The organism is Bacteroidales bacterium (assembly GCA_013141385.1).
Classification (GTDB): Bacteria; Bacteroidota; Bacteroidia; order Bacteroidales; family Tenuifilaceae; genus UBA8529.
The window spans coordinates 47,752-68,564 of the sequence record JABFRB010000043.1 but is presented as its reverse complement, the minus strand read 5'-3'; the positions used below and the strand labels follow the sequence as shown (position 1 = coordinate 68,564).

At 35.5% G+C, this 20,813-nt stretch carries 16 protein-coding genes; 7 read left to right on the top strand and 9 right to left on the bottom strand.

The window, feature by feature from the left end:
* Nucleotides 1-215: 215 nt before the first annotated feature.
* From HOO91_19990 to HOO91_19975, 4 genes are all read left to right on the top strand, one after another.
* Nucleotides 216-1,562, top strand: a complete 1,347-nt coding sequence (locus HOO91_19990) for a radical SAM protein (GenBank protein NOU19845.1) — start codon at nucleotides 216-218, stop codon at nucleotides 1,560-1,562.
* A gap of 15 nt (nucleotides 1,563-1,577) precedes the next feature.
* Nucleotides 1,578-2,129, top strand: a complete 552-nt coding sequence (locus HOO91_19985) for a biotin transporter BioY (protein ID NOU19844.1) — start codon at nucleotides 1,578-1,580, stop codon at nucleotides 2,127-2,129.
* Nucleotides 2,130-2,876, top strand: coding sequence for an ABC transporter ATP-binding protein (locus HOO91_19980; GenBank protein NOU19843.1), 747 nt, complete (start codon nucleotides 2,130-2,132; stop codon nucleotides 2,874-2,876).
* Between the two features lie 68 nt (nucleotides 2,877-2,944).
* Nucleotides 2,945-3,643: an energy-coupling factor transporter transmembrane protein EcfT gene (locus HOO91_19975; GenBank protein NOU19842.1), complete on the top strand. Its 699-nt coding sequence runs from the start codon at nucleotides 2,945-2,947 to the stop codon at nucleotides 3,641-3,643.
* Nucleotides 3,644-4,490: 847 nt separating this feature from the next.
* Here HOO91_19975 and HOO91_19970 read toward each other — a convergent pair.
* The 4 genes from HOO91_19970 to HOO91_19955 form a co-directional block, all read right to left on the bottom strand.
* The gene (locus HOO91_19970) at nucleotides 4,491-5,426 is read right to left on the bottom strand and encodes a carboxypeptidase regulatory-like domain-containing protein (protein ID NOU19841.1); all 936 of its coding nucleotides are present in this window, start codon (nucleotides 5,424-5,426) and stop codon (nucleotides 4,491-4,493) included.
* A gap of 654 nt (nucleotides 5,427-6,080) precedes the next feature.
* A complete protein-coding gene (gene lysS / locus HOO91_19965) occupies nucleotides 6,081-7,802 on the bottom strand; it encodes a lysine--tRNA ligase (protein NOU19840.1) in 1,722 nt (573 codons plus the stop codon).
* A 221-nt stretch (nucleotides 7,803-8,023) separates the two neighbouring features.
* On the bottom strand, nucleotides 8,024-9,337 hold the full coding sequence (locus HOO91_19960) for a peptidoglycan DD-metalloendopeptidase family protein (protein NOU19839.1): 1,314 nt from the start codon (nucleotides 9,335-9,337) through the stop codon (nucleotides 8,024-8,026).
* Nucleotides 9,338-9,339: 2 nt separating this feature from the next.
* A complete protein-coding gene (locus tag HOO91_19955) occupies nucleotides 9,340-9,723 on the bottom strand; it encodes a BlaI/MecI/CopY family transcriptional regulator (GenBank protein NOU19838.1) in 384 nt (127 codons plus the stop codon).
* 285 nt (nucleotides 9,724-10,008) lie between these two features.
* Here HOO91_19955 and lipA point away from each other — a divergent pair, with 285 nt between their 5' ends.
* The 3 genes from lipA to recJ are packed head-to-tail and all read left to right on the top strand — an operon-like array spanning nucleotide 10,009 to nucleotide 13,424.
* Nucleotides 10,009-10,872: a lipoyl synthase gene (gene lipA / locus HOO91_19950; protein ID NOU19837.1), complete on the top strand. Its 864-nt coding sequence runs from the start codon at nucleotides 10,009-10,011 to the stop codon at nucleotides 10,870-10,872.
* A 49-nt stretch (nucleotides 10,873-10,921) separates the two neighbouring features.
* The gene (gene lipB / locus HOO91_19945) at nucleotides 10,922-11,602 is read left to right on the top strand and encodes a lipoyl(octanoyl) transferase LipB (GenBank protein NOU19836.1); all 681 of its coding nucleotides are present in this window, start codon (nucleotides 10,922-10,924) and stop codon (nucleotides 11,600-11,602) included.
* Between the two features lie 55 nt (nucleotides 11,603-11,657).
* Nucleotides 11,658-13,424 carry a single-stranded-DNA-specific exonuclease RecJ gene (gene recJ / locus HOO91_19940; protein NOU19835.1) on the top strand — a complete coding sequence of 589 codons (1,767 nt, stop codon included), beginning with the start codon at nucleotides 11,658-11,660 and terminating at the stop codon, nucleotides 13,422-13,424.
* A 51-nt stretch (nucleotides 13,425-13,475) separates the two neighbouring features.
* Here recJ and HOO91_19935 read toward each other — a convergent pair whose 3' ends face one another.
* From HOO91_19935 to HOO91_19915, 5 genes are all read right to left on the bottom strand, one after another.
* Nucleotides 13,476-14,000: a GNAT family N-acetyltransferase gene (locus HOO91_19935; protein NOU19834.1), complete on the bottom strand. Its 525-nt coding sequence runs from the start codon at nucleotides 13,998-14,000 to the stop codon at nucleotides 13,476-13,478.
* Between the two features lie 198 nt (nucleotides 14,001-14,198).
* Entirely contained in the window at nucleotides 14,199-14,576 is a 378-nt protein-coding gene (locus HOO91_19930; protein NOU19833.1) for an SRPBCC domain-containing protein, read from the bottom strand.
* A gap of 250 nt (nucleotides 14,577-14,826) precedes the next feature.
* Nucleotides 14,827-15,807: a BtrH N-terminal domain-containing protein gene (locus tag HOO91_19925; GenBank protein ID NOU19832.1), complete on the bottom strand. Its 981-nt coding sequence runs from the start codon at nucleotides 15,805-15,807 to the stop codon at nucleotides 14,827-14,829.
* A 394-nt stretch (nucleotides 15,808-16,201) separates the two neighbouring features.
* Entirely contained in the window at nucleotides 16,202-17,299 is a 1,098-nt protein-coding gene (gene buk, locus HOO91_19920) for a butyrate kinase (GenBank protein NOU19831.1), read from the bottom strand.
* Nucleotides 17,300-17,397: 98 nt separating this feature from the next.
* Nucleotides 17,398-20,769 carry a methylmalonyl-CoA mutase family protein gene (locus HOO91_19915; protein ID NOU19830.1) on the bottom strand — a complete coding sequence of 1,124 codons (3,372 nt, stop codon included), beginning with the start codon at nucleotides 20,767-20,769 and terminating at the stop codon, nucleotides 17,398-17,400.
* Nucleotides 20,770-20,813: the final 44 nt, after the last annotated feature.

The following is a 20,813-nucleotide window of genomic DNA, read 5'->3' as shown; positions in this document are numbered from 1 at the left end:
CTACTGTCGAAGACTTCTTATAATTATATTTAGGGAATGTTCTATAATTTATTATTCTACATCTGTATAATCCTATGATGATAAGTTATTTTGGATAACATTATAAACTAGTATGGTTGAAATTGTTGTTACACAAATAAAATTAATTGTTATAACGGAAAACTGAATATATAAACGAATTAAGTAAAACTTGATTGAACAATAAAAACAAGATTATGAAGATATTACTAATTAGCCCCGCAACAAGTAAAGAATTTCTTCATACCTCACAGGTAAGAAGAGAGCCTTTGGGACTATGCTATATATCTGCAATTTCAAAAAAATATAATCACCAATCAATTATAATTGATCAAATAGATAGGCCTGATGAATTTATTATAAACAAAACAATTGAATATAAGCCAGATATAATAGGTTTTTCTGTAATGACTTATAATTATCCCAAAGGCCTTTTGCTTTCAAAGCGAATAAAATCAGAATATAAAGATGTACCAATTGTTTTTGGTGGCACACATCCTTCTGGAATGCCTGAAATTATTTTAGAAAACTCTATTGATTATGTTATTAAAGGAGAAGGTGAAGATACTTTTATTGAATTGATTGATTGTTTAGAAAATAAAACAAATAATCTTGAAATTATTAAAGGACTTGTATATAAAGAAAATGGATTAATAAAAAATAATGGATGTAGAAAACGCCTTAGTGATTTAAAACAATTACCAATGCCCGATAGAATTGATTTACCAATGAACAAATATCGTGCATTTTCATTAAATTGGGCAACAATACATTCAGTCCGTGGTTGTCGTAATAATTGTTCATTTTGTTCGACCCCTATTACATGGAAAGGAAAGATAACAAGCCGAACGACACAAAGTGTAATTAATGAAATTTATGAACTAATTACAAAATATAAGGTTAAAGGAATATTTTTTGCCGATGAAGATTTTTTTTATGACCAAGAACGTATATTTCAATTATGCGATGAAATAAAAAAGAGCAAATTAAAATTTGTTTGGAAATGCTTCGCAAATCTTTCTGATATAAATAATTTAGATATTTTAAAAAAAATTAAAGAATCTGGCTGTTTAGGTCCAATGATTGGTATTGAATCTTTTAACAATGCTGTTTTAGAAAGAATTAACAGAAAATCAATAGACTTTCTACAAATAAAAAGACAATTCAATCAAATAAATTCAATTGGTTTAATTACTTGGGTTACATACATGATAGGTTATCCTTATGAAAGTTACTCTGAATTAAGTAGTTCATTAAATACATTAGAAAAATTATCACCTGATTTTTCATACTTTAATTACGTTACACCTTTCCCGGGTACAAAATTTTATGAAGAATGTACATCAAAAAAATGGCTTACAGATTTTGATTTTTCCAATTATAATTGTTTGAAGCCTGTAATTCAAACGAATTTGCATATTATTAATTATGAATTATTTAAAACACAATTACACGAAAGATTTAATATTGGCAAATATCATTCAAAACAAATTAGATTTTATTACAAGTTGTTTAAATTGCAAATTAATAATAGAACTGTTTAACAAAAAACAAAATTTATGGAAAGCACGCCTAATTCAAATTTAAAAATGATGATTTATTCATCACTTTTTACTGCACTAACAATAGTTGGTGCTTATATCAGTATTCCTACTGGTATCGTTCCTGTCGTATTATCTACTTTTTTTATATATTTAGGTGGTTTGCTGCTTGGTAAAAAGTGGGCTATAATAAGCACAGGTTTATATCTGTTATTGGGACTACTTGGATTACCTGTTTTTTCTGGTGGTAATGGCGGTTTTCACCATATTTATGGTCCGACTGGCGGTTATTTAATTGGTTATGTTTTAGCAGCCTTCGTAATAGGTATAATTTCTGAAAATCGAAATAAAATATATATAGACTTTATAGCATTAATTGCAGGTTCATTTATCATTCACCTTTTGGGTATTTTATGGTTAAAATTTCAGTTTCCATCAGGTTGGGAAAAAACTTTTGTAATTTATTGGGTTTTCATTATTGGAGATTCAATAAAAATAATTGTTGCAGTATCATTAGCAAAAATTATTCGTCCATTAATTTTCCCAACTTCAAAAAAAACAGAGAATTAAATGTTAGAATTACGAAATGTCACACATATATTTCCAAACAAAACGATTGCAATCAATAAAATAAATTTAACAATCAATAAAGGTGAGTTTATTCTTATTGCAGGAAGTAATGGTTCAGGAAAAACTGTTTTAATTCGTCACTTTAATGGATTACTGCAACCAACATCAGGCGAAGTATTATTTGAAAACGAGCCTATTAAAAAGAATTTATTGAATATAAGACGAAAAATAGGACTTGTTTTTCAAGACGCAGATAGTCAGATTATTGGTCAGACAGTTTATGATGACATTGCCTTTGGTCCTGAAAACCTTAAATTTGATAGAAATACAGTAGATAATTTGGTCAAAAATTCCATCAATTCTGTTGGTTTGAGCGGTTATGAAAATCGCTGCCCAACTGAATTATCTGGTGGCGAAAAAAGACGGCTGATAATAGCAAGTATTTTAGCAATGCAACCTGAAATAATTGTTTTTGACGAACCATTTAATGGGCTTGATTTTTTAGGTGTTCGCCAAGTTTTAGAACAAATTATTAAACTTCATAAACTTGGTCATACAATAGTCATAATAACACATGATTTAGAAAAGACATTTGCTTATGTTAATAGATTAATAATTATGCAAAAAGGTGAGATAAAATTAGATATGCGTATTGACGTAAATGCAAATGATATACCGAAAGAAATTTATAATTATGATATTAAAATGCCGCAAGGTGTAAAATCTAAGATGAGTTGGTTAATATGAATATTTTTCATTACATACCCTTAAATTCAGATATTCATAAAATGGATTCTCGGTTTAAAATATTTTGTATGATAATATTTGGAATTACAACTATTCTAATGAAAGATATTATACAAAATATAATTGAATTTTCTATTTTATTATGCTTAATTATAATAATTTATATATTTTCACGAATACCACTTAGAATCATTTTTCGAGAGATGAAATATTTTTATTATGTAATACCTACCGTAATTTTAATTTCATCATTTGAGTTTAAAGCAACAAACACTTATTTTTTAAATCATTTTTCGGTAGTTGGTTTATTATATAGTTTAACATTCTGTGTCAAATTATTATTATTTTCATTAGTAAGTATAGTTTTTATTGCTACAACAACTATTCGACAAATAACTTTCTCAATAGAATGGTTACTACGTCCAATACCATTTATTTCAGCCACAGATGTTGCTACAATGATTAGTTTGACTATTGTTCAAGTTCCTGTTATTTTTGATATAATACTCGAAATTAATCATGCTCAAAAATCTCGTTGTGTTGAAAATATAAAAAACCCGATAAGGAGGTTAACAATTTTTTTAATGCCAACTTTGACCAAAGTTATTAGAAATGCTGAAAACATCACATTTTCTTTTGAATCACGTTGTTACAATAATGACAGAACAAAATATGAGTTTAGATCTACAAAAAAGGACTGGTTTTATTTTTCAATATTCAGTTTAATTTGTGTTCTTACTTTTTTGATTAACTGGTTTCTAAGATGAAAAATGCACATAACATGTGGTAGCTCCCCCGTTAAACTAAGGCTATAAGAACCAAAAATGATTGGGTTGGGCTGTTGGCTGTGCCGCCGTCCAGATATTCTTCAAGGCTTTGCCTAAATAATATTCAACCACTCTGTGGTTGTTTTTTTCTCAAACCTCTCCCCGCATTGCATACAGGGCTATTCACATTCAATCCCTTCGGGATTATATAGCAGAAATCTCCTGTTTTTGTATACCTGAAATTACACCGCAAACTTACGGCTTAATAGATTGGGAAATAAAAATTAGTGCGCTATTAGAAGCCCGAAGGGCTTAAATATGAATAGCCACGGGGTGAAACCCGTGGTATAAAAGGCAATCAACAACAACCCCGAATAGGGGTTGAATATGATCCAAAATATTTATTGCAATAACATTCAACCACTCCGTGGTTGTTTTCTTTCTCATACCGATCCCCGCATTGCATACGGGGCTATTCACATTCAATCCCTTTGGGATTAAATATAAAGAATTCCAAACTTGTGAATTTCTAACCTTATCAATTTATTTAAACCTTCGTAGCAAAAATACACGTAATGCGCACAACCTTATTGCCTTATTTTTTAGGCTGTTTAGATTGTTAATAAGGTTTATTGAAAGGTGCTATTGTTCTACTAAGGTCATCTCTGAAAATAAGGTTTTTTAAAAAGAGGGTGCCTTAAAAGTCCTCCGTGGAACTTTGTGTTAATCTCTGTGGAACTCTGTGTAATTTTTAAAATATTATTAAACAGAGGATCACGAAGAATTCACAGAGATGAACAGAGAGAAAAGAGAGTTGTTTTTAAACTTTTGAGTCAACCTCCATTCACTAAATCTTTTCAAGCCCTATCTCCAGCAGGGTCATCTCCCCGTGTACAATGTTAACAGTCGCAATCTTATCCTTATACCCAGGCTTCTGTGCGGTAACCACATACTTACCATCCTCCATGCTCTTCACGTTTAGCCCTCCCCCCTTAGCCGTTTTATGAACTATACTCTGCTTAGCGGTTTGGCTAGCACTCCTCTGTTGCCCATCATCGGGTGTAATGGTAAGGGTAACATTGGCTAGCGGTTCACCCGTTTGCGCATCGGTTACAAGAACCTTTAGCACCAGTGAGCCCTTACCCAATTCAATAATCTTCCGTACAGTTTTGTAGCCATTATAGAAATTTGCATCAGCAACCCTCACAATCTCAATAATAGTATCAATACTATCCAACGCCTCATCGGCAGCATCAAATAATTTTGCCAGCTTAGCAGTGCTCTGCTTCTTATTCGTAATACCCAACCGTGGTTTTGGAATTGAGGTAACAAAAGCGTTAATCGCATTCTGAAGAGCTGTTTGTGTAGCAGCCGTTAACCCGTAAGGCTCAAGTGCGGTTAGATTTACCTGTGTACGATCGTATATACCCTGTGCATTATCCCTAAGAATCGTATCGGCCGTCTTTTTCAGCTCGCTCTCCGTAAACCTAATCTCTTTCAGCAAAACCAGATCATTCGCATGTTTTGCGTAAGCTGTTATCCTTCTCGATGTATCGGCACATAGTACAACAAGTGCTGCCCGCTGCTTCTTCTTATGTACAGAAATCCCTTTCTTACTTATCATCTGTTGTTCCGCCCAAACATCTATCTCATCAATAATGCCTTGAAAAATTGTAAAATACTCCAAATAGTTTGGTAGTTCGCTTACCGCTTGGTCATTTGCAGTTAGATATTGCTTTACCACAAGATACATCCTATCCTTACTCTCCTGCCGTATATTCATACATCAACCTTTTAATTGATTATCCAATAGATATAAATTACATTTCCTATCATAAAATTATAAAACTCATTGAAAACCACCAAATATTTTAAAAACATTTTTTAATCTTAATATATCGATATTCAATTAAACAATATCATCTGTAAGATTTGAATCAATATCTCCCTCTATTCACTCTTCATCTTTCATTTTTCACTCTTCACTTTTATCTTTTCATTTCCCTCCTCCCTCTTTTCACCCTTCACCTTTAATTTTTCACTTTTCACTTTTAATTTTTAATTTCCCTCTTGTCGATTGTCATTTCTCTCATGTCGATCGTTGTTTCTCGTCTGTCGATTATTATTTCTCTCATGTCGATTGTTGTTTCTCATCTGTCGATTGTTATTTCTCTCATGTCGATTGCTGTTTCTCGTCTGTCAATTATCATTTCGCTCATGTCGATTTTAATTTCTTCATTGTCATATACAATTGAGAGATTGTCTAAATATCTGCGTAAATGATTAATGTCCTCTTCATAAATGCTGATTGGAGCTATCCATGAAGAAAATTAAATTTCTGGGAATTGAATATTTGGAAACCTTATCGGAAAGGGGGTACAAATAAAAAAGGGTGTCCTCCGCTAGTTGGACACCCTTCTTTTTATCGTTTAAAATACTACTCAACCCATTTCTTAACATCCTCCATGGAAGGATTCTGTAGGCCAAGCTTATTCTTCTTATTATAACCGCAAATATCATTAAAGAGTTTCCCCGGTGCAACATTGGATAATGAAGCAACTGTAGTAAAACTCATCTTTTGAAGTACTGGAACCCATTCCGCAGGAATACCCTTTGCGGTGTAAGCCTCATCGGAATCCTTAACAGCCTTCTTCTCTGGGCGCATCTGTGGGAAAAATAGCACATCCTGAATGGATGGTTGGTTGGTCATAAACATCGTCAACCTATCAATACCAATACCCATACCTGAGCAGGTTGGCATACCATACTCCAAAGCACGAACAAAATCCATATCAATGAACATCGCCTCGTTATCGCCTTTTTCGCTTAATTTAAGCTGATCTTGGAATCGCTCCAGCTGATCGATTGGATCGTTCAGTTCGCTGTATGCGTTGCAAAGCTCCTTGCCATTAACCATCAGCTCGAATCGCTCTGTTAGCTCTGGATTACTCCTATGGCGTTTACACAGTGGTGACATCTCAATGGGGTAATCCATTATAAATGTTGGTTGGATAAAGTTATGCTCGCACTTCTCCCCAAAAATGGTATCAATCAGCTTGCCCTTACCCATTGTATTATCTACCTCAATGGCTAAATCCTTACAAACCTTACGTAGCTGCTCCTCTCCCATTCCGCTAATATCAACTCCTGCGTACTCCTTAATTGCATCAATCATTGTGATACGGCGGTAAGGGCGTTTAAAGTCAATCTCATTTTCGCCAACTGGCACCTTGGTTTTTCCGTGAAGAGCCATGGCTACACGCTCAATCATCTCCTCGGTAAAATCCATCATCCAGAAATAATCCTTGAAGGCAACGTAAATCTCCATAACGGTAAACTCTGGGTTATGGGTTCTGTCCATCCCCTCGTTACGGAAATCCTTAGAGAACTCGTATACTCCTGCAAATCCGCCGACAATTAAACGTTTTAGGTAAAGTTCATTGGCTATACGCAGGTATAATGGAATATCAAGAGCATTATGATGTGTTATAAATGGTCGGGCAGTTGCTCCCCCTGGAATAGGCTGTAGAATAGGCGTTTCAACCTCTATATAACCTTTTGAATTATAGAAATCTCTTAGAGTATTCATCAGTTTGGTTCTCTTAATGAATACTTCACGAACCTGAGGGTTAACAATTAAATCAACATAACGCTGGCGATAACGCTGCTCTGGATCAGAGAACGCATCGAATACCTGACCATCTTTCTCCTTAACAATTGGAAGGGGTTTTATTGATTTAGATAGAAGTTTTAACTCCTGAGCATGAACCGATTCCTCACCCATCTGAGTGCGAAATACAAAGCCCTTCACGCCTACTATATCTCCAATATCTAAAAGTCTCTTAAAAACAGTATTGTAAAGAGTTTTATCTTCATCGGGACAAATATCATCACGTTTCACATAAATCTGGATCTTTCCTTTCTCATCCTGAAGTTCGAAGAAGGATGCGCTACCCATAATACGGCGTGCCATAATTCTTCCGGCAACAATAACCTCAGCCTTATCCTCACACATCTTTTCGAAATTCGCAATGATATCTGATGAAAGATGCGATACTGGGAATTGTGCTGCAGGATAAGGATCAATACCCAACTTCCTTAATTCGTCAAGCGATTGACGGCGGATTATCTCCTGCTCGTTTAGTTCTAAACCATTCATTTTTAAAATAATTAGCCCGCAAATATACCAAAAGGAAAGGGAATAGAGAATAATGAAAAATGAAAAATGAAGATATTTAACCTCAACTCAATGTAAGATGTCATCCTGAGCGAAGCGAAGGATCTGGTCATCGATAAAACAGATGCCTCACTCCGTTCAGCATGACAAAGCAACAATCAGCTATTCTTAAAATCAAGATGAATACTTAAATCGAATTCACGTTATTTAGGTATATAATCATTAGGATTTACTCTCTCGCCATTCTTAATAACCTCATAGTGTAAATGCGATCCAGTTGAAATACCTGAACTTCCAACATAGCCAATAACTTGACCTTTTTCTAGGGTTTCGCCAACCTTTACCGAAATACTTTTTAAATGGGAATAAAAAGTAGAAAACATATCGTTATGCTTAATCAACACATAATTACCCTTCTTTGAATCGAATGTAGCCTCAACGACTGTTCCTTTTGCCGTACTCATTATCTCCTCTCCCTCCTTTGCTGCTAAATCGATTCCGTAGTGAAAATCCTTTTTCTTGGAAACAGGATTTACCCACTCACCATAATTAGCAGTCATCTTCACGCTCTTTTTATTAATTGGGTAGATAGATGGTTGAAACTCATCGGAGTCTATAATTGCAATGTTACTCTGAGTCAATGGCGATTTGTAATTGTTCGTTGTAAAAGCAAATAGTAACATGCAAACAAGCGGCAAAGCCAAAAAGTAAACTCCCAAATATTTTAAAGATGTTTTATTTTTAGTGATCATAGTAATTCGCTTTTTAATTGTTTTATAATAAAATTGACTGGTAAGAACGCCCGAACTCACAATCTGTATTTGCTTTAACATGCAATCGAGATAATTTTCGATTCGTTTATTATTTTTAACTACATACGAATCGGCAAGATACTCGTGCTGAAGTTTGAGCGAACTTTTGTAAAGAGGAACAAAAGGGTTAAACCAAAGTAATATTGAGGCTATTTCGGTTAAGATCAAATCGAACCAATGGGCTTGCCTAACATGCGCCATCTCATGTTCAATGATCATTGGGTTGCTTTCAGCTTTCGGTAAAAAAATCATGTTAAAAAACGAAAAAGGTATTATTGAATCCGTTTTTACAATTCTGAACATGCCTATCCGATAATTTTCCACTTTACCCTTTACCAAAATAACCTTGGAAATGGAAAGTAAAAGTTTAAAAAGTAGTACTGATACCCCGAAAAAATAGATTATTGTCAGTACCAACGGGTAGTTTATTGTATTTATACCATTCGATAAGGTTTGTGATTGAAAAATTAAATACTCCGGCTCATCCGACACTATACCTGATATTGTTGATAGCATAGAGGACGATTGAACCTCAAATATTGATAACTTTAGAATTGGAATAGTAAAAGAGAGAAGAAGGCCTGTTATAAGATAAATTCTATTTAAAATAAAAAATGTACTATGCTTTAATACTGTAATATAGAATACATATAGTACTATAAGGCAAATAGATACCTTAATAAGATACCAAAAGTAAATGATCATGATTATTTATTTGATTTAATACTCTTTATCTTCTCATCAATTAACTTTTTAATCTCTTCCAGCTCTGAAAGATTCAACTGTTCGTTTGCAAAACACGATGCAAACTCAGGGGCAGAACCATTAAAATAATTATTAATTAACGATTTTACATGGTTCTGAAAATATTCACCTTTAGCAATCAAAGGAAAATATTCGTGAATTTTACCATATGAATTAAACCCGATAAACCCCTTTTTCACCATAACCCGAATAACTGTAGAAACGGTTGTATAGGCAGGTTTCGGTTCGGGGAATTGATCGACAATATCTTTTAAGAAACCCTTTTTAATGTTCCATAGATATTGCATTACTTGTTCTTCCGCTTTTGTTAACTCTTTACTTTCCATGGAACAAATTTATAACTATCTTTATAGTCATACAACTATTTTTATAATTATTAATTTTTATTTTATTTATCACCTGATTATCAATGTAATATTAGATATAAATTTAGCCAACGCATTTTCATTCCTGCATTTTTTTACAATCAAAGAAGGTGTACCATCTTAAATAAATAGCTGCCTTAGTAACTCACTAAGCAGAAGTAGGAATAAATCTTTTTTAGAATGATTCTACTCAATTACCAAGATTAAACCATTTTTTTTTCGTTTTTTTGCACAAATTTTCCGTTAATGAATGCTCCAAGAAAACCCTCATGGCTCAAAATAAAATTACCAAGCGGTGAGGGTTACACAAGGGTAAGTAATATTGTAAAAAATCATAAGTTACATACGATTTGCAGCAGTGGAATGTGCCCGAATATAGGAGAATGCTGGGGAAATGGAACTGCAACCTTTATGATTCTGGGTGATACCTGTACCCGTTCTTGCGGATTCTGCGCAACAGCCACAGGAAAACCACTTCCTCCCGATCCACTAGAGCCTTTTAATGTTGCAATGTCAGTTAAACTGATGGAGCTAAAGCACTGCGTAATCACTTCGGTTACCCGTGATGATCTTGCAGATCAGGGTGCTGCACATTGGCGTGAAACTATCTTAGAGGTAAAAAAACAAAATGCAAATACTAGAGTTGAGGTTCTAATACCCGATTTTAGTGGCAAAATTGAATTACTAGATATCTTCCTTGAGTCAAAACCTCACATAATTGGACACAACCTAGAAACGGTTGAACGATTAACCCCGCTGGTTCGTACTAAGGCAAAATACCGTACCAGTTTAAGCGTTATTGAACATATTGGTAAAAAGGATCATGTTGCTAAATCGGGTATCATGCTTGGGTTAGGTGAAACCAAGGAGGAGGTTTTACAGACTTTAGATGATTTAATTGCAGTAGGCTGTAAGTATATTACAATTGGCCAGTACCTTCAACCACGTAATGGTAATTTAAAGGTTGAGCGGTATGTTGAGCCTGAAGAATTTGAATTTTACAAAAAGGCCGCACTGGAAAAAGGTTTTTTATTTGCCGAATCTGGCCCATTGGTTCGTTCATCGTACCACGCAGAACAGGCTCATTTAAAAAACCAAAACAATGGTTAACACTTTAACCGTTTGCATTGTTTGTATATAAATAAAGTTAACAATATAAATGCAACAAGTAATTTTTGAAGATCTTAGATTAATTGATTATAAAAAGGCTTGGGATTATCAGGAGGAACTTTTCGAGAAGGTGATACAACAAAAAATGACCGCAAAAGGTGATTTGCACTACCTCCTTTTCTGCGAACATCCACATGTGTATACACTCGGCAAAAGTGGCGAGAGATCCAATTTACTCATCAGCGAAGAGATGCTCAAGCAAATCAACGCCACATATTACAAGATCAATAGAGGAGGTGATATTACCTACCATGGCCCAGGGCAAATAGTTATATACCCAATCCTCAATTTGGAAGCATTTGGAATTACCCTTAAGGATTATATTCATAAACTTGAGGAGGTAATAATTCGTTTCCTTGAGAGTTATAGTATAAAAGCAACTAGACTTCAAGGAGCAACTGGTGTTTGGCTAGATGTTGGTATTAAAGGTCGAGAGCGCAAAATTTGTGCTATTGGTGTAAGGGCAAGCCGTTTTGTTACAATGCACGGGTTAGCATTTAATATCAATACAAACCTTGATTATTTTGGCTATATAAACCCTTGCGGTTTTATGGATAAAGGGGTAACCTCTTTGCAACAAGAGATTGGGAGACAAATTGACATGTTGGCAGTAAAAAACGACCTTAAAAAACTCTTTGTCAGTGAATTTGACTTTAATTATAAAAAATAAAAATTGCTTCATTCTTTCCGTTTGAGTTTAGCTTTAAAAAACGTATTTTTAGAACATGGAAAAAAGGTGGGTATATAAGGATAAGGGAAACCCTGACACTATCAATCATTTAGCAGAGGTGCTTGGGGTTGAACGAGTTCTTGCAACGCTACTGGTTCAGCGCGAAATATCAACCTATGACGAGGCAAAAAAATTCTTCCGCCCTGCCCTTGAAGATCTCTACGATCCATATCTGATGAAGGATATGCAGGCTGCTGTAGAGCGCATAGAGAGGGCAATACGCGGCAATGAGAGGATTTTGGTTTATGGTGATTATGATGTAGATGGAACAACTGCTGTTGCACTTATCTACTCGTTCTTCCAAAAAAAATACTCAAAAATTGGATACTACATCCCCGATAGGTACACCGAAGGGTATGGCATTTCTCTAAAAGGTATTGATTACGCTGCCGAGAATGGATATAGTCTAATAATTGCGCTTGATTGTGGCATTAAAGCCAACGAAAAAATAACTTATGCCAATCTCCGTAAAATCGATTTTATTATTTGCGATCACCACTTACCCGGTGAACTAATACCACAAGCTATTGCCGTTCTTGATCCTAAGCGACTCGACTGTAAATACCCATTCAAAGAGCTTTCGGGGTGCGGTGTGGGTTTTAAACTACTTCAAGCGTATTGTCAGAAGAATAATATACCAATGGAGGAACTTTACCAATACCTCGATTTGGTTGCGGTTAGCATTGCATCCGATATTGTTCCTGTTATTGATGAAAATCGAGTATTATCATTTTTCGGCTTAAAAAAATTGAATGAGAATCCAAGCCGTGGACTTCGATCTATTATAAAAATTGCAGGTATTGAAAAGCAACAGATTGCCATTGATGATATCGTATTTCGAATTGGCCCAAGGATAAATGCTGCTGGTAGAATGGAATCGGGGAAATCAGCTGTTGATCTTCTTTGTGCATGTGATGATCTTGTTGCATTTGAGATGGGATCGGTAATAAATTCCTGTAACAACGATCGCAAAAACGTAGACCGCACAATTACCCACGAGGCACTCCGAATGATTGCATCAGATCCTAAGGCACAACATAGAAATGCAACGGTGCTTTTCAACCCATCATGGCACAAAGGGGTTGTGGGCATTGTAGCATCAAGGTTGATTGAAACCTACTATCGACCAACTGTTGTACTTACACAATCGGGAGACGTAGCCACTGGCTCAGCTCGTTCGGTTAATGGATTTGACCTATACCAAGCAATTGAATCGTGCTCCGATTTGCTCGAAAGTTTTGGAGGACACATGTACGCAGCAGGTTTAACCATGAAAGTTAGTAAGGTTCAACAATTCATGGATAGGTTTGAAGATATTGTTAGTAGAACCATCACCCCTGAGCTATTAATCCCTCAAATTGATATTGATGCGCAGCTATCGCTTGATGATATCAACGATAAATTCTTTCGGATTCTCAAACAGTTTCAACCTTTTGGTCCAGGTAACATGTCGCCTGTATTCGTTACCGAAAACGTTACTGATAATGGTGATGGTCGCCTAGTTGGTCCTGATAAGGAGCATATCAAACTATCCTTGGTTCATACCGATAAAACAAAATCTTATCCTGCTATTGCATTTCAACTTGCTGAGCATTACAGAACTATTCACGAAGGAAAACCCTTTGATGTTTGTTATACCATTACTGAGAATATTTTTAGAGGAGAAACAACTCTTCAAATTAGGGTAAAAGACATTAAGTTCGAAATGTACCAAACCGATAAATTCGATGAACCAAAAAAGAAGGAGAGCTATCTTCTTTAAGAATCAATTTTAACGAATCATTTAACCTATCATGGATGTTCTTGACCTATACTAAAGCATTAATCTAAAGCCAAATACAGGAAGTTTTCCTTGCATAAAGTCTACATCTTCTGACCTTTTAAAACCTAGTTTTTCATACATTTTCCAAGCGGTTTGCATGGCCGTTGTTGTATGAATAACCATTTGAGGTTGATTTTTATCTCTCGCTTTGTTGATGCATGCGATGGTTAAAAGTTTACCAAGTCCTTTCCCTCGAATTGAAGGATCTACTGCTAATAGCCTAAATCCCGAGGCATTTTTCTCTTGAGTTGCAGTACCTCCAGAGCCATAATACTGCATATCACCAAAATACACAACACATCCTCCAATTTTTCCTTCACCTGAAACAGCTACCAAAAGCTCCGTTTCGGGCTTCTTTGTCAATTCTCCAACATTGGCAAGCATTTTATAGTATTCTGGTTGCTCGGAGATTTTTGGAAATCCATCTAATTGTGAATAGACCAAAACCATAAGTTTTCCTATTTCTTCAAATTCACCAGGCTTTGCATTGCGTATAGTGTAATCTTCATTGCTCATAAGTAAAGTATTTTAACATCAATTCTGTTAGGAGTTGTTTAACTTTATTCGTACAAAGCATTTAATTATTAATGCGTTACGGCTAAAGAAACTCAGGGTGTACTATTAATGGTTTATTAATACTTCAAGTTGTTTTATAGCACCAGTCCATGCCCTAATAAAATATTGACGTGCCTTTTCCCAATCCTCATCCTGTTTCTAACCAGTATGTAATACAGTAACTTTTGTTTTTTCCTTATCAAGTTTGGAGAAAATCACTGTTACATTGGTAAGTGGTCTCACATTATTCATAAATTCCTTTTGTTCAGAATTGCCTCGCCATTCAAAATTTAAATAGTTAGGCTTTTCAAAAGATAAAATCTTACAACCGAAAGTGCTATTATTCGTCCTGTCTGGATCGTCTGGACTCCAAAACAATTCGTATTTCCCGCTCTCCTTTAGCTCAACATCAGCTTTTATTGTCAGCCATTTTTCCAAATGGGCATTGCTAACAAAGTAATTAAATGCAGTATCAGCCGAGCAATTTAAAATAGCTGTAATGGCAATAATTTTGTCAGTTGTGTCTATTGATGACATAGTAGTTATTTTTTGTTTGCAAGATAATACTGTAAATATTAGAATTTGATTATTTTCATCAAACAAATATTTCCAGAGAATAAGAACAATAATCTAATCCTTATTAAGGAGTGAATAAAATACCGAAAACATGCTTTATGCAATGGAATAATGTAATTAAAAATCACTCCATTTATTTTATTTGATGGAGTTCCTCTAATTTTTTTTCTTCGAATACTGAATCATTGATTGTTAGTATGTTATGTGCTGATTATATTGTTATAAGTATTTCCATTGCACCTTTTTCCTTCGCTGAAATATCTTTCATTATATCCGATGCTTTATTTAGATATTTTATGTCATTTGTTTTAGCCGTCATTTCAAATAGTTCAGACACAGAAATCCAAAGAGATGCAATATCTGTAAATGCAACATGTCCAGCTTTTATTTTATCAAGTTTAAGCAGGTCAAAACTTTCACCTAAAAAATCTCGATAAAGATTTCGAAACAATGCCCCACCAGTACCAGCTTTTTCCATAAGCATAGCGGTGGTTTGAAATTCGTTTTCAATATTTTTGCTGCGATGAAACCATTTTATTATTTCTGAACTTGTCTTTAAAATTCCTTTGTAACTAATGTTTGTAATTGGTGGATTAAGATATTCTTTGGCATTGTTTCTAATTGCCGTCATTACAGCATTTCTTAAATCTATGGATTTGTCAGATTTATTAATAGTGTAATACAAACTATTGGAGGACATTGATCCTTTTTCTGCTCTTGCCAATGCTAAACTCTTCAACGATGTTTTTACTTTACCTCCTTGTTGCATAGTATCAACCAAATATGCAGTATCATTGTCATATCCATATAAAGCAGCATAATGGGCTGCAAAATGAAAAGGTCTTGAAAAATATTCAAGATGATAACAATCTAATTTCAACCCAACAACTTGCCCCCTGTCTATAAACCATTTTACATTATCCCACGCTTTTTGCTGAGATGATGTTTCTTTAACTATCAACTCAAGGTTCAAGTTTTTAGCAATATTATGAGTTATTGCATCTGGCTTTACTCGACCGCCAATGAAAGGAAAGTCCATCGTTTTCATGTTCCAAAAAATAAAACCGAGCCCTTCGCCCAAACCAAAAAGCATTGGTTCTGTCAAATCAATATTTAATTGTCGCAATAAAGTCCCAGTTGCTGTTGTTTCACAGTGTTGACCGTCAAATGGCCTAAAGTTTTCTATTATCATAATTTACTATTTCAATTTTCAAGCAAATTAAACACCCATTAGTGTCAACCCTATGTCAGCAGCATCTGAGAATTTCATCGATAGGGTATTAGTTTTGCAACCAAGATAGCCAACAATCGATATGGCTTGTTGAGTTATACGCTAGTATAATTTTTTTTTAATTAGTGCGGTCAGGATATCTCTGTTTAAAAAAGACGAAGTCGCAGATTTTGCCTAGCGGGATTACCGTTAAAGGCGAAGTGGTTGCGATTCAAGTATCCGATAAGTATATTGAGGATACTATTAAGAGTGTGGCTCAAAAGTAGAGCGGCAAGATTTCAACAATTGTTTTTAAATGGGATGATAGAATATTGGAGTTGTGAGTGTTAAACATTCTTTTCCATTATTCCATTCTTTATTCATACTCATGCACCTCTTCATCCCCGTTTATAACCGAAAGACCTCTCATTGCCAGAGTTTCAATATCATCGGCTCCGGGGTAAACAATTACCTGTGCTAGTTTATTTACCCGTTCAGTTATTTTACGCACAAACCATTGACTATGGGCAATACCGCCAGTAATAATAATTGCATCTACTTCTCCATTAAGCGCAGGGTACATTGAACCTATCGCCTTAGAAACCTGATATGCCATTGCTTCAAAAATAAAAGCGGCTTTCTGATCTCCATTTTGAACTCTAGAATCCACCTCTTCTCCGCTAAATGTTCCGAGATGTGCATACAACCCACCCTCAATGCTTACTTTTGTTAGTAACTCATCCTGAGTGTATTTCCCGCTAAAACAGAGATTTATTAAATCTCCCGTGGGTAAACTACCGGCTCTAATTGGTGAAAAGGGGCCATCGCCATCGAATCCTGTATTAGAATCAACAACTAAGCTTTTCTTATGAGCGCTAACAGTAATACCTGTTCCCAGATATGCAACAATCAGATTAAGATCTTCGTATTTTTTTCCAATGGACAGGGCGTATTTACGTGCAGCCGCTTTTTGATTTAGGGCATGAAATATTGATCGTCGTTGTAGTTCTGGTAAACCAGTTACGCGGGCAAGATCATCAAATTCATCAACAACAACGGAGTCGGCAATAAAAGCATGAGCATTAAGGAGTTCTTTAGATATTGCGGATGCAATTAGACCCCCAATGTTTACAATATCCTTACCCATTTTGCAGTCGCCAAGATCCTTTACCACATTTTCGTTAATATGATACACCCCCGATTTAACAGGTTTTGTAAGCCCACCACGTGTAATAACAACTCTTATATCATTCAAAGGAATATTGTTATCAACCAACTCCTTTAAAACAGCATTTTTTCTAATAATAGCTAGTTTTCTACAATCTTTAAAGATTCTTAAATTGTCTTCAGAATGATTTACCTTTTTAAGAAAGATCAATTTATTATTGTTATAAACGCCAATTTTGGTGAACGGATATCTAGGGTTAATCGCAAGGATTAGGTTCGATTGTGAGTAACTTACTTTATAGTTCATGACTGCAAATTATTAATAAAAATAAACAATTTTGATCTTTTGATCAATTTACTTGTTACAGGTTGAATCGTTCTTGTTTTAATGTAATGTTTGCTTTGCTACATATTCCTTCTATACTGCCCACCTACCTCGTAAAGTGTTTGGGTTATCTGCCCAATACTACAATACTTAGCAGCCTCAAGTAGATAATCAAATGTATTTTTGTTTTCAAGTACAGCATTCTTTAGGTCGGAAAGAAGACCAGTTGAAATATCCCTATTGGCTTTATGGATTGATTTAACCATACTTACCTGATAGTCTTTCTCCTGCTGGGTGGCTCTAATTACCTCCTTAGGAACAATAGTTGGAGAGCCCGTTGACGATAAAAATGTATTTACGCCCATAATTGGCAATTCTCCGCTATGTTTCATTGTCTCATAGTACAAGGATTCGCTTTGAATTTTACCACGTTGGTACATGGTTTCCATTGCCCCAAGAACACCTCCTCTTTCTGTAATCCTTTCAAACTCTTGAAGTACTGCCTCCTCCACAAGATTAGTTAACTCTTCGATTATAAATGAGCCCTGGAGCGAGTTCTGATTTTTCGCCAAACCATACTCGTGGTTAATAATCATCTGTATTGCCATTGCTCTACGAACAGATTCTTCGGTTGGAGTTGTAATAGCCTCGTCGTAGGCATTTGTGTGTAACGAATTACAGTTGTCGTAAATTGCTGATAAGGCTTGAAGGGTTGTTCGGATATCATTAAACTCAATTTCCTGTGAGTGTAAAGATCTTCCCGATGTTTGAATATGATATTTAAGTTTCTGAGAATTAGAATTTGCTTTATACTTATGTTTCATGGCTTTTGCCCAGATAATCCTAGCAACACGACCAATTACGGAGTATTCAGGATCTATTCCATTCGAGAAAAAGAATGAGAGGTTTGGTGCAAAATCATCAATATGCATTCCTCTTGATAGGTAGTACTCAACGTAGGTAAACCCATTTGCAAGCGTAAACGCAAGTTGGGAAATTGGATTTGCGCCCGCTTCGGCAATATGATAGCCGGATATCGAAACAGAATAGTAGTTCTTAACACAATGCTTGATAAAATATTCCTGAATATCCCCCATCATTTTTAGGGCAAAATCGGTAGAGAAGATGCAGGTATTCTGCGCCTGATCCTCCTTTAAGATATCCGCTTGTATTGTACCTCTTACGGTTTGAAGAGTTTCGGTTTTAAGTTTATCGTATATATCTTTTGGTAGAACCTGATCGCCTGTAACACCCAGTAACATTAAACCTAAACCATTATTTGAATCGGGTAATTGACCCTGATATTCAGGTTTTTTTATTCCTCTTTGTTTGAAAATCTTGTCGATTTTAGCATTTACCTCACTCTCAAGACCATTCGCTTTAATATATTTCTCACACCGCTGATCGATAGCGGCATTCAAAAAATACCCAACCATAATTGGTGCAGGGCCGTTAATGGTCATCGATACAGATGTGGAAATATCTAGCAAATCAAAACCAGAATAGAGTTTTTTTGCATCATCTAAACATGCAATTGAAACCCCTGAATTACCAACTTTTCCAAAGATATCGGGACGAATATCTGGATCGGCACCGTACAGGGTAACCGAGTCAAAGGCGGTTGAGAGCCGCTTTGCTTTTTGTCCAGCAGAGAGGTAGTGGAATCGCTTATTGGTTCTTTCGGGGCCACCCTCTCCGGCAAACATTCGGGTTGGATCCTCGTTTTCCCGCTTAAATGGGAATACACCTGCTGCGTAAGGGTATTCTCCGGGAACATTTTCTCTTAAAGTCCATTTAAGGATATCGCCCCAAGATGTATATGAGGGCATGGCAATTTTAGGAATTATTGAGTTTGAAAGGGTTTTGACGTGGGTTTCAACCCTTATCTTTTTACCCCTTACCTCGTACTCATAGTATTCATCTCTGTATCGTTTCTTCTTTTGCTCCCAGTTCTCAATAGTTGATATGTTCTCTTTGCTAATCTCATCCTTAATCGAGGATATCTTTTCGTTTATTTGTCTAATAAGGATTTGTGCATCTGGATAATCTTTGAATTCCTTCAGAGATTGGGTTAATGCTTGCAATCTATTAGCCAATTCTGCCTGCTCTTCAACCTTTTGGTTATAATCACGGGCTGTTTGAGCAATCTCCGCTAGGTATCTGACCCTACTGCTTGGTATTATGTGTTCGGTATGATTATTTAGCCTAAGAGTATGATGGGTTATGGGAAAAGTAAAACCAGTTTTTTTGGTGATAATATCTTTTAGTTTCTCAAAAAAGATATTCAAGCCTTCGTTATTGTACTGGGATGCAATAGTGCCGTAAACAGGCATATTTTCAGTATCTATATCGAATAGTTTGCAATTTCGCTGATACTGTTTCTTAATATCGCGGATGGCATCCAAAGCACCCTGTTTATCGAATTTATTTAGAGCGATAATATCGGCATAATCGAGCATAGCAATTTTCTCAAGCTGAGAAGGAGCACCATACTCAGGTGTCATCACGTAGCAGTAAATATCACTGTGATCAACAATCTCGGTATCTGACTGCCCAATGCCCGATGATTCGAGAATTATTAAATCATAGCCAGCATATTTCAGAATATTTACTGTATCATGAACATGTGTTGATAGTGCTAAATTAGCCTGCCGGGTAGCAAGGGAGCGCATGTAGATATTTGGATGGTTAATAGCGTTCATCCTAATTCTATCGCCGAGAAGCGCACCGCCACTTTTCCGTTTCGATGGATCAACAGATACAATTCCAATGGCTAAATTGGGATATAAATCAAAAAATCGGCGTACGAGTTCATCAACCAGCGAAGACTTGCCAGCACCACCTGTTCCTGTTATTCCTATAATGGGAGTTTTTGATTTCTTGGATTGTTCGTCTAATAGGGGTTGGAACTCTTTTGCAAGTTCAGGGAAATTCTCAACTTTTGATATTAACGAAGCAATTTCGTAGTGATCCTTTTTGCTAACCTTTTTCAGATCGATCTTTTTTTCACCTAAGGGAAAATCTGATTTTTGTAAAAGATCATTTATCATCCCCTGTAGGCCCATGGTTCGGCCATCATCGGGCGAGTATAAACCAGCAATCCCATATTTTAGTAACTCCTCCTTTTCATCGGAAAGGATTACTCCACCGCCACCACCAAAAATTTTTATATGTCCGCAGCCATTCTGCTTGAGGAGATCATACATGTATTTAAAGAACTCCATGTGTCCCCCTTGGTAAGATGTTATTGCTATTGCCTGAGCATCTTCTTGAATTGCACAGTTAACAATATCGTCAACAGATTGGTTGTGTCCGAGATGAATTACCTCGCCACCTGTTGATTGTATAATTCTTCGGATGATATTGATTGTAGCATCGTGCCCATCGAAGAGAGAGGTTGCAGTAATAATCCGAATTTGATTTTTTGGCTTATAAGGATCGGTGGTAGTCATAAAAAGCGTTAATTAAAATCAATGTTAAAAATAGCTACAAAAAT